We start from the raw sequence: 10079 nt of genomic DNA on the forward strand, positions 1-10079 counted from the left end.
CCCGTGGTGACGCTCAGTCCTGTCGTCCAGGCCTACGCGTGGGGGTCCCGGACCGCGCTCCCCGAGCTGTGCGGGACGCCGTCCCCGGCTCCGCATCCGGTGGCGGAGTTCTGGTACGGGGCCCACGACTCGGGCTCCTCCCTCTGCTCTGACGGGGGCGGGCTGGACGCGCGGATCGCGGCCGACCCCGTGGGCGAACTGGGGGAGCGGGTGCTGGCCCAGCACGGGGCCGGCCTGCCGTTCCTGGTCAAGCTGCTCTCCGCCGAGCAGGCCCTCTCGCTGCAGGCGCATCCCTCACCCGAGAGGGCGAGGGAGGGGTTCGCCGCCGAGGACGCCCGCGGCCTCGCCGTGGACGCGCCGGACCGCAACTACCGGGACCCCAACCACAAGCCCGAGATCCTGGTGGCGCTGACCGACTTCCATGCCCTCGTGGGCTTCAGGCCGGTCGCCCGCACCGTCGCGCTGCTCGACGCGCTGGACGTCCCCGCCCTGCGCCCCTACCGGGACATGCTGGACGGGCAGCCGGACGCCGAGGGGGTCCGGGCGGTGTTCACCACCATCGTCACGATGCCGCACACCGCGCTGGACACGATCGTCCCGCAGCTGGTCACCGGCGCCGTCGCCTATCTCGGCGCGGTGGGCGTCGGCGGCGAGTGGGCGCCCGAGGCCACCACCGTCGTGGAGCTGGCCGAGCGCTATCCCACCGACCCCGGGGTGCTCGGCGCCCTCCTGCTCAACCGGGTGTCCCTGGACCCCGGGCAGGCGGTGTACCTCGGCCCCGGGCAGCTGCACGCCTACCTGCGGGGCGTGGGGGTGGAGGTCATGGCCAACTCGGACAACGTCCTACGCGGTGGCCTGACCCCCAAGCACGTCGACGTCCCCGAGCTGATGCGGGTCCTGGACTTCCGCCCCCTGGTCGATCCCACCGTGCGCGCCGTCCCGGCCGACCGGGGGATCCCGGGCGAGACGGACTACCCGACCCCCGAGCCGGACTTCGCCCTGTCCCGCATCGGGTTCGCCCACGGTTCCGCGCCCGTGACCTACCGGCCGGACGGCCCCGAGGTGCTCCTGTGCACCTCCGGGGAAGTCCGGGTCCGCGAGGGGACGAGGGTGGAGGTCCTCGGTCCGGGGGGTGCGGCGTGGGTGCCCGCCTCGACCCCCGAGGTGACGTTGACCGGCACCGACGGCGCCACCGTGTTCCGCACCCGCGTCGGCGATCGGGCCACGGGGACGCAGCCCCACTGAGCCGTCCCGCTAGGGTGGGGCGGAAGTCTTTCCCCTAGCTATGAGGAGCTGGTCGCACACATGTCTGCTGATCTCCGGGTGCAGTCCGTCAACGGTGTCGAGTTCAAGGTGGCGGATCTGTCGCTGGCGGAGGCGGGCCGTAAGCAGATCCGTCTGGCGGAGCACGAGATGCCCGGCCTGATGGCCCTGCGCGAGGAGTACGCCGCCGAGCAGCCGCTGGCCGGCGCGCGGGTCGCGGGCTCGATCCACATGACGGTGCAGACCGCGGTGCTGATCGAGACGCTGACGGCGCTCGGCGCGGAGGTGCGGTGGGCCTCGTGCAACATCTTCTCCACGCAGGACGAGGCGGCCGCCGCGGTCGTGGTGGGCCCGGAGGGCACCCCCGAGGCGCCGGCGGGCGTGCCGGTGTTCGCGTGGAAGGGCGAGACGCTCACCGAGTACTGGTGGTGCACCGAGCAGATCATGACCTGGCCCGGCACCGAGCCCAACATGATCCTCGACGACGGCGGCGACGCCACGATGCTCGTGATCAAGGGCAAGGAGTTCGAGCAGGCCGGGGCGGTCCCGTCGGATGACGACGCGTGGTCCGCCGAGGAGAAGGTCTTCCACGCGCTGCTGCGCGAGTCGGTCCCGGCGCACCCGGGCAAGTACACGGCGATCGCCGACGCGGTCCAGGGCGTGACCGAGGAGACCACCACGGGCGTGCACCGCCTGTACCACTTCCACTCCGAGGGCGTGCTGCCGTTCCCGGCGATCAACGTCAACGACGCCGTGACCAAGAGCAAGTTCGACAACAAGTACGGCACCCGCCACTCCCTGCTCGACGGGATCAACCGCGGGACCGACGCCCTCATCGGCGGCAAGAAGGCACTGGTGTGCGGTTACGGCGACGTGGGCAAGGGCTGCTCCGAGGCGCTGGCGGGTCAGGGCGCGCGCGTCCAGGTCACGGAGATCGACCCGATCAACGCGCTGCAGGCGCTGATGGACGGCTTCGACGTGGTGACCGTCGACGAGGCGATCGCCGACGCCGACATCATCATCACGGCCACGGGCAACAAGGACATCATCACCTTCGAGCACATGACGCGGATGAAGAACAAGGCCATCCTCGGCAACATCGGCCACTTCGACAACGAGATCGACATGGCCGGACTCGAGTCCGCCGAGGGCGTCACCCGGATCAACATCAAGCCGCAGGTGGACGAGTTCGTCTTCGACGACGACGGCCGCTCGATCATCGTGCTGTCCGAGGGTCGCCTGCTCAACCTGGGCAACGCCACCGGGCACCCGTCGTTCGTGATGTCCAACAGCTTCTCCGATCAGGTGATCGCCCAGATCGAGCTGTTCACCAAGGCCGATCAGTATCCGATCGGGGTGCACCTGCTGCCCAAGATCCTCGACGAGAAGGTCGCCCGCCTGCACGTGGAGGCGCTCGGCGGGTCGCTCACCCGGCTGGCCAAGGACCAGGCCGAGTACATCGGCGTGGACGTCGAGGGCCCGTACAAGCCCGAGCACTACCGGTACTGACCGGTCGAGTGGTGGGTGCCCGGCTGGTCGTCGTCGAGGGTCTCGACGGCGCGGGGAAGAACACGCTGACGACGGCGCTGGTCGGTGAACTCGCCGACCGCGGGGTGTCGGTGGGCCGGCTCGCGTTCCCCCGGTACGGCACACCCCTCGCCGACCTGGCCGCCGATGCCCTGCACGGCGGTCAGGCCGGCACCGCGGAGTCCCCGCACGCCATGGCGCTGCTGTTCGCCCTGGACCGGCACGCGGCGCTCGGGGAGCTGCGCGGGCTCCTGGCCGGGAACGAGGTGGTGCTGCTCGACAGGTACGTGGCCTCCAACGCCGCCTACACGGCCGCCCGGCTCGGACCGGGCAGGGAGGCCGAGGTCCTCGAGTGGATCGGCGGGCTCGAGTTCGGCCGGCTGGGCCTGCCGCGCCCGGACCTGCAGCTCCTCCTGGACACCCCCGCGGCGCTCGCGGCGGAGCGGGCGGGGACCAGGGAGGCGGCGGACGCGGGTCGGACCCGCGACCGGTACGAGCGCGACGCCGCCCTCCAGGCGGCGACCGGGGAGGCCTACCGCCGGCTCGCCGCGTCAGACTGGAACTCGCCCTGGTGCGTCCTGGGTGTGGACCCCGACGTGGCGCGGCTGGCGGACCTCGTCGTCGGGCCCGGGACGGACGGGTAAGGTCGTCTGGGAGTAGCACGACCTGCGGGGCGCCCCGAATGGCCCCGCCGAGACACTGCTCCCGCCGACACTCCCGCCGACACAAGTGGTGACCATGACCCCGAAGATCCTCGTCGTCGACGACGACGCCGCCCTGGCAGAGATGCTCACCATCGTCCTGCGGGGCGAGGGCTTCGAGACCGAGGTCGTGGGCGACGGTGTCCAGGCCATCGAGACGTTCCGCGCGGTCCAACCCGATCTGGTCCTGCTGGACCTCATGCTGCCAGGCAAGAGCGGGATCGACGTGTGCCGGGACATCCGCGCCGAGTCCCGCGTGCCGATCGTCATGCTCACGGCCAAGACGGACACCGCCGACGTGGTGCTGGGGCTGGAATCCGGGGCGGGCGACAACATCATGAAGCCGTTCAAGCCCAAGGAGCCCGTCTCCGGGATCCGGGCGAGGCTGCGGCGGGGCGACGACGAGCCGAGCGAGCTGCTCCACATCGGTGACGTGACGATCGACGTCCCCGCGCACACCGTCACCCGCGACGGCACGCCGATCCCCCTCACCCCGCTGGAGTTCGACCTGCTGGTCGAACTCGCGCGCAAACCCCGGCAGGTGTTCACCCGCGAGGTCCTCCTCGAGCACGTGTGGGGCTACCGGCACTCGGCGGACACGCGGCTGGTCAACGTCCACGTCCAGCGCCTGCGGGCGAAGATCGAGAAGGACCCGGAGAACCCCGAGGTCGTCCTCACCGTGCGCGGCGTCGGGTACAAGGCGGGCCCGGTCTCGTGACCCTGCGTCGCCCGGATGACGCGGCGGCGTCCCCCGGCGACGACCTCGACGCCGCGGACGGGGCCGGACCGTCGGCGACGTGGCGTGAGCGCCTCGGGGCACTCGATCCCACGGTGGTGGGGCACCGGCTCGCCCGTGCGTGGCGCCGATCCCTCCAGCTCCGGGTGGTCACCTCGACCCTCGCCCTCTCGATGGGCGTGATCCTCACGATCGCGTTCATGCTGCAGAGCCAGATGGCCGCGCAGCTGCTCTCGACCAAGTTGGACGCGGCGGTCGAGCAGGCGGGACGGCTCAGGGTGACGGTCGAGGCGCAGATCGCCGCGACCGACGAGGGCACGAGCGAGCAGTCGCGGCTCGACCAGGCGCGCAGCGCGTTGGGGGAGCGGGGGATCGCGTCGGGCGGGGACTCGGTCCACGCCGGCACCTTCGACCCCATCCTCGTGGTGCCGGACACGGCCGGACGCGGGCAGGTGACCAGCCCCGCCGACGCGGAGGTGCCCCCCGAACTGCAGTCGTTGGTCCAGCGGGGGCGGATCGCCTACCAGTACGTGACCATCGACTTCCGCGGTGAGCCCGCCAAGGCGCTCATCATCGGCACCCCCACGGACTCGGCGATCCCGGGCCTCGAGCTGTATCTGGTCTACCCGCTCATCGCCGAGGAACAGACGCTCGGGATCATGCGCGGGATCGTGGCCACCGCGGTTCTGGCGATCATCGTCCTCAGCGCGGCGATCGCGTGGATGGTCGCGCGGCAGGTGGTGTTGCCGGTCCGGCAGGCGGCCTCGATCGCCCAGCGGTTCGCCAACGGTCACCTCAAGGAACGGATGGTGATCAGGGGAGAGGACGACGTCGCCCGGCTGGCCCTGGCGTTCAACGACATGGCACAGAGCCTGTCCGACCAGATCGCACAGCTGGAGGAGTTCGGGGACCTCCAGAAGCGGTTCACCTCCGACGTGTCCCACGAGCTCCGGACCCCGCTCACCACGGTCCGGATGGCGGCCGACATCATCTCCGACTCCGCCGAGCACCTCGACGCGCCCACCAGGCGGGCCGTGGAACTGCTCGAGTCCGAGCTCGACCGGTTCGAGAGCCTGCTCACCGACCTGCTCGAGGTCTCCCGCCACGACGCGGGCATGGCGGAGCTGTCGGTGACCCCGATGGACGTGCGGACCGCGGTCCAGGACGCGGTGTCCACGGTGTCCCACATCGCGGAATCCGCGGGCGTGCAGGTGGAGGTCGACATGCCCGACGAGCCGCTCGTCGCCGACGTCGACCCGCGCCGGGTGGAGCGGATCCTGCGCAATCTCATCGCCAACGCGCTGGACCACTCGGAATCCAAGCCTGTGCGGGTGACGCTCCGCGGCTCGGACGCCGCCCTGGCGGTCTCGGTCCGCGACCACGGCGTGGGGCTCAAGCCCGGCGAGGAGACGCTGGTGTTCAACCGGTTCTGGCGGGCCGATCCCTCGCGGGTCCGCCGCTCCGGCGGGACCGGACTCGGGCTGGCGATCGCCCTCGAGGACGCCAAGCTCCACGGCGGTCGGCTGGACTGCTGGGGCAGCCCCGGCGAGGGGTCCTGCTTCCGGCTGACCATTCCGCGGCGCCACGGCGGCACGCTCACCTCGAGCCCTCTCCCGCTCACCCCGGACGACGAGGCGCGCCTCGTGCGGACCGGTTCGCCGACCCCGCTGGACCGGGTACCCGGACACGAGGCGGCCGGCTCGTGACGGGCACCCGGGCCGTGATGGCGACGGTCGCGCTGGCCTGCGCGACCGTGCTCGGTGCCACCGGGTGCGCGACGCTGCCCTCGTCGTCGTCCCCCCAGGTCATCGACACCTTCTCCCCGTCGGCCACCGAGCTGTCCGTCCCCACCCCGGTCCCGGACCAGGAGCCGGACCTCCTGGTCCGCGACTTCCTCAAGGCGGCCGCCATAGCCGACCAACGGCACGCGGCGGCCCGGCAGTTCCTCACGCCGGACGCGGCGCGGACCTGGGACGACTCGGCGGAGACGATCATCGTGTTGCGCGCCGACCTCAGTGCGCAGGGCGGTCGCAGCGCCGACCGGGCGGAGTACACGCTGCGGGCGGAGAAGGTCGGATCGCTCGACCCCGGCGGGATCTTCCGGGAGGACGTCGGGCAACTCGAGGTGACGATCGGCCTCGAGCGGCAGGACGGGCAGTGGCGGATCGACCGGCTGCCCCCCGGCGTCGTGATCGAACGGACCGAGTTCTTCTCCACGTATGCGCAGCGGGACCTGTTCTTCCTCTCCGGGACGGGGGAGTCGCTGGTGGCGGACCCACGGTGGACCGCCGCCGACCGATCGGACCTGGGGTACTCGCTCGTCAACCTGCTCGCCACCGGGCCCCGGCCGGGGATCGCGGCGTCGGTCCTCTCCCGCATCCCGTCCTCGGTCTCGGTGCGGCCCGACGAGGGCGACGGCGTCTCGGAGGGGCCCGCCGGGACGACCATCGACTTCACCGGGCTCCCCGTGCTCAGCACCCAGGCCACGACGCAGTTCGCCGCGCAGGTCGTGTGGACCCTCGCCCGCGCCGACGTCCCCGGGCCCTACCGGCTCGAGAGGGACGGGGCGCCCCTCGACGAGCGGTACCGCGACGGGTGGACCACGGAGGACGTCCGGTCGTTCGACCCGTACCCCGCGGTGGCGCCGATGCGCAACGCCCTCACCGCCGCCGACGGGCTCGTCCGACTCGAGGAGACCGGGGCCCGCCCCGCCGGGGGGCCGTGGTCGGAGATCCGCGGCGGGCGGGCCGGGACGATGTCCTACGACGGACGTCTGCTGGCGGTGGTGGCCGGCGAGAACGGGTCCGGGCCGCAGCGGTTGCTGGTCGGGCCACTCGACGGCGCGCCCACGGAGGAGCTCGCGGCCAGGACCCTGGCCGGGCCCACGTTCCATCCCGTCGACGGGCGGGTGTGGGTGATGGCCGACGACGCCAGGCTGCTGCGCGTGGGTGCCGGTGGGGGATCGCCGGAGGTCACGGAGATGGACGCCACCCCGATCCGGGCGCTGGGGACGCGGGTGACGGGACTGCGGATCGACCGGTCGGGGGCCCAGCTGGCGGTGGTCGTCGACGGCAGGGTGTTCATCGGCGCCCTGTCGGCCGACACCGGTCAACCGCTCGCGGGGACCTTCCGTCAGATCGGCAGGGCGCTGGGGGAGAGCGCCACGGCCGTGGCGTGGCGGGACCAGTCCACGATCGTCGTGGGCCGCACCTCCGCCGAGGCGCCGGTCGTGACGATCTCGGTGGACGGCGCGGTCACCGAACCCCTGTCCCAGCGCAACATCTCGGGCCCGGTCACCGCCGTCGCCGCCGCGGGCAGGGAGGTCTACGCCGTGGACCAGCGGGCACTCCTGCGGCTCGACACCGGTGCCGAGACCGGGGACCGCTACTGGCGGGAGCTGAGCGGACTGGCGGCGATCCGGGCCGACCCCGTGGTCGCGGGCTGACGCGATGTCCGGCGGGGCCGACGGGGGTCGCCGGCCGGGGCCCGGGTGGGCGGGGGCGCTGGCGGACCTGGTGGTGCCGCTCGAGTGCGCGGGATGCGGCCGTGCCCACGAGCGCTGGTGCGCGGACTGCGCCGGGACGCTCCTCGGCGCCCCGCTGCGGGTACGGACGCGCGCCGACCTCCGGGTTCCGGCCTGGGCCCTCGCCCGGCACACGGGAGCCCCCGCCCGCGCGGTGTCCGCGTACAAGGACCGTGGCCGCCCGGATCTGGCCCGCCCCATCGGTGCGGCCCTGGCCTCCGGGATCGATGCGCTCCGGGCGGCGGGGGAGCTCGCCGAGGCCTCCGAACGCCCCACCGTCCTCATCCCGGCGCCGGCGTCCCCGCGGGCGCGACGGCGACGGGGGTTCGACCACGTCCGCGACGTGGTGGACGCCCTCGCGGCGGAGTTGGCGGGCTCGGTCCCCGGCGGCCCCGTGGCCGTGGCCCCGGTGCTCGAGGTGCGGGGCCGGGTCCGGGACGCCGCGGGGTTGGACGCGCGGGCGCGATCGGACAACCTCGCGGGTCGGATCCGCCGGCGCCCCGGGCGCACCCCGATCCCGGCGTCCCGCGGGGCGCCGTCGTCCGTGGCCGCGCTCCTGGCGTCCCCGGCCACGGTGATCCTCGTCGACGACGTGGTGACGACGGGGGCGACGGCGGCCGCGTGCGTGGAGGTCCTCCGGGCGGGCGGACTGAGGGTGGACGGGGTGCTCACCGTCACCGCCGCATGAGGCGCGGGTGTCTCCGGCACGACATATCGGGGACTGCGAACCGTCGCGGAGGTGACCGGGTATCGTGATGGGCGGATGGGGTTCACCAGCACTTTCGGTGAAATCGGTGACGGTGTTCCGCGTCCGGAGAGTGTCCACTCAGCCATGTGGGTTGACCCCTCGGTCGGAGTCCCGGGCGGTTGTCCGGGTCCCGTCGGAGAGGTCCGCCGCAGGCCCGATGAGGAGGAGCTTCGATGGCGAAGACCCCCGCAGTCCTGCTCGACCCCGCCACCTTCGACGGTCCGTCGACCGACGATCCCGGCACACCCGACGCCCAGGTGACCATCAAGGGTCGCAACGTCGAGGTTCCCGATCACTTCGCGACCAGGATCAACACCAAGCTCGCGAAGATCGAGAAGATCTCGCCGGCGATCACCCGATTCGACGTGGTGTTGTTGCACGAGAACAACCCGCGTCTGGCCAAGGCCAGCCAGCGGATCGAGATCACGCTCAAGGGCAAGCCCGGGGTGGCTCGGGCGGAGGCGGCGGAGGACACCTTCTACGCCGCGCTCGAATCGGTGGTGGCCAAGCTCGAGCGGCAGATCCGCAAGGCACGCACCAGGCGCAAGATCAGCCACTCCGGTCACCGGCGCCCGCAGTCGGTCGCCGAGGCCACCGCGGAGCTCGCTCCCGAGGCGGCGCCCGCCGAGGTCGTGGACCGGTACGCGGACGGGGTCGACGAGCAGCTCCCCGGCCAGATCGTGCGCCGCAAGGAGCACGACGGGACCCCGATGTCGGTCGATGAGGCCCTGGAGAAGATGGAGCTCGTGGGCCACGACTTCTACCTCTTCCGGGATTCCGAGACCGGCCGCGCCACCGTCGTCTACCGGCGGCACGCGTTCGACTACGGGCTCATCACCCTGAGCGACGACGCCTGACGGCCGAGCTCCACGCCTCCCCGGGGCGGTCGGGTCCACACGGACCGGACCGCCCCTCGGCGTGCGGGCAGAGGCCCGGAGCACCTAAGATGGGCCCGGACCACCGTGTGATCGCGATGGTCTCCAGATCCCCCGACCACGAGGACGTTCGAGACTGTGTCCATCCTTTCCAAGCTGCTCCGGGCCGGCGAAGGCCGGAAGCTCAAGCGGTACAGCGCCCTCGCCGACTACGTGGACTCGTTCTCCGACCAGACGGAGGCGCTGACCGACGACGAGCTCCGCGCGAAGACCGACGAGTTCAAGCGGCGGTTGGGCGAGGGTGAGACGCTCGACGACCTCCTGCCGGAGGCGTTCGCGGTGGCCCGCGAGGCCGCCTACCGGGTCCTCGGTCAGAAGCCGTACAAGGTGCAGATCGTCGGCGCGATCGTCCTGCACACGGGGGCGGTCTCGGAGATGAAGACCGGTGAGGGCAAGACCCTCACGTGTGTGCTCCCCGCGTACCTCAACGGCCTGGCCGGCGAGGGCGTGCACGTGGTCACGGTCAACGACTACCTGGCCAAGCGCGACGCGGAGTGGATGGGCCGGGTGCATCGCTTCCTCGGCCTGTCCGTGGGCGCGATCCTCAGCGGGATGACCCCGGCGCAGCGCCGCGAGGCCTACGCGGCCGACATCACCTACGGCACCAACAACGAGTTCGGGTTCGACTACCTGCGCGACAACATGG

Annotated in this window: 8 protein-coding genes and 1 pseudogene; all 9 read left to right on the forward strand. The window is 72.4% G+C overall.

Annotation, left to right across the window (positions count from 1 at the left end; translation table 11 throughout):
- Window positions 1–6: 6 nt before the first annotated feature.
- Entirely contained in the window at window positions 7–1245 is a 1239-nt protein-coding gene (gene manA, locus Q0444_RS04480) for a mannose-6-phosphate isomerase, class I (RefSeq protein ID WP_349679628.1), read from the forward strand.
- Window positions 1246–1305: 60 nt separating this feature from the next.
- Entirely contained in the window at window positions 1306–2772 is a 1467-nt protein-coding gene (ahcY, locus tag Q0444_RS04485; protein WP_299021680.1) for an adenosylhomocysteinase, read from the forward strand.
- An 11-nt stretch (window positions 2773–2783) separates the two neighbouring features.
- Window positions 2784–3434, forward strand: a complete 651-nt coding sequence (locus tag Q0444_RS04490) for a dTMP kinase (RefSeq protein WP_291080518.1) — start codon at window positions 2784–2786, stop codon at window positions 3432–3434.
- An 85-nt stretch (window positions 3435–3519) separates the two neighbouring features.
- Complete coding sequence (gene mtrA, locus Q0444_RS04495) at window positions 3520–4209, forward strand: MtrAB system response regulator MtrA (RefSeq protein ID WP_299021683.1); 690 nt, start codon at window positions 3520–3522, stop codon at window positions 4207–4209.
- Complete coding sequence (mtrB, locus tag Q0444_RS04500) at window positions 4206–5933, forward strand: MtrAB system histidine kinase MtrB (protein WP_291080514.1); 1728 nt, start codon at window positions 4206–4208, stop codon at window positions 5931–5933. Before mtrA ends, mtrB begins: the two co-directional genes overlap by 4 nt.
- A complete protein-coding gene (locus tag Q0444_RS04505) occupies window positions 5930–7672 on the forward strand; it encodes an LpqB family beta-propeller domain-containing protein (protein ID WP_291080512.1) in 1743 nt (580 codons plus the stop codon). The genes mtrB and Q0444_RS04505 overlap by 4 nt, the downstream gene beginning before the upstream one ends.
- Window positions 7673–7676: 4 nt before the next feature.
- Window positions 7677–8438 (forward strand): ComF family protein, encoded by a 762-nt coding sequence (locus tag Q0444_RS04510; protein WP_299021686.1) that lies wholly within the window; start codon window positions 7677–7679, stop codon window positions 8436–8438.
- Between the two features lie 233 nt (window positions 8439–8671).
- A complete protein-coding gene (gene raiA, locus Q0444_RS04515; RefSeq protein ID WP_299021689.1) occupies window positions 8672–9355 on the forward strand; it encodes a ribosome hibernation-promoting factor, HPF/YfiA family in 684 nt (227 codons plus the stop codon).
- A gap of 162 nt (window positions 9356–9517) precedes the next feature.
- Window positions 9518–10079: pseudogene (locus Q0444_RS04520) on the forward strand (preprotein translocase subunit SecA); the annotation flags it as partial.

Origin of the sequence: uncultured Dietzia sp., assembly GCF_937873725.1 — a bacterium.
Lineage (GTDB): Bacteria > Actinomycetota > Actinomycetes > Mycobacteriales > Mycobacteriaceae > Dietzia.

What these genes read in the sequence shown, in the direction of transcription:
- ahcY (WP_299021680.1), top strand. Translation starts at nt 1,306, where the DNA reads ATGTCTGCTGATCTCCGGGTGCAGTCCGTCAACGGTGTCGAGTTCAAG.
- Q0444_RS04510 (WP_299021686.1), top strand. Translation starts at nt 7,677, where the DNA reads ATGTCCGGCGGGGCCGACGGGGGTCGCCGGCCGGGGCCCGGGTGGGCG.
- raiA (WP_299021689.1), top strand. Translation starts at nt 8,672, where the DNA reads ATGGCGAAGACCCCCGCAGTCCTGCTCGACCCCGCCACCTTCGACGGT.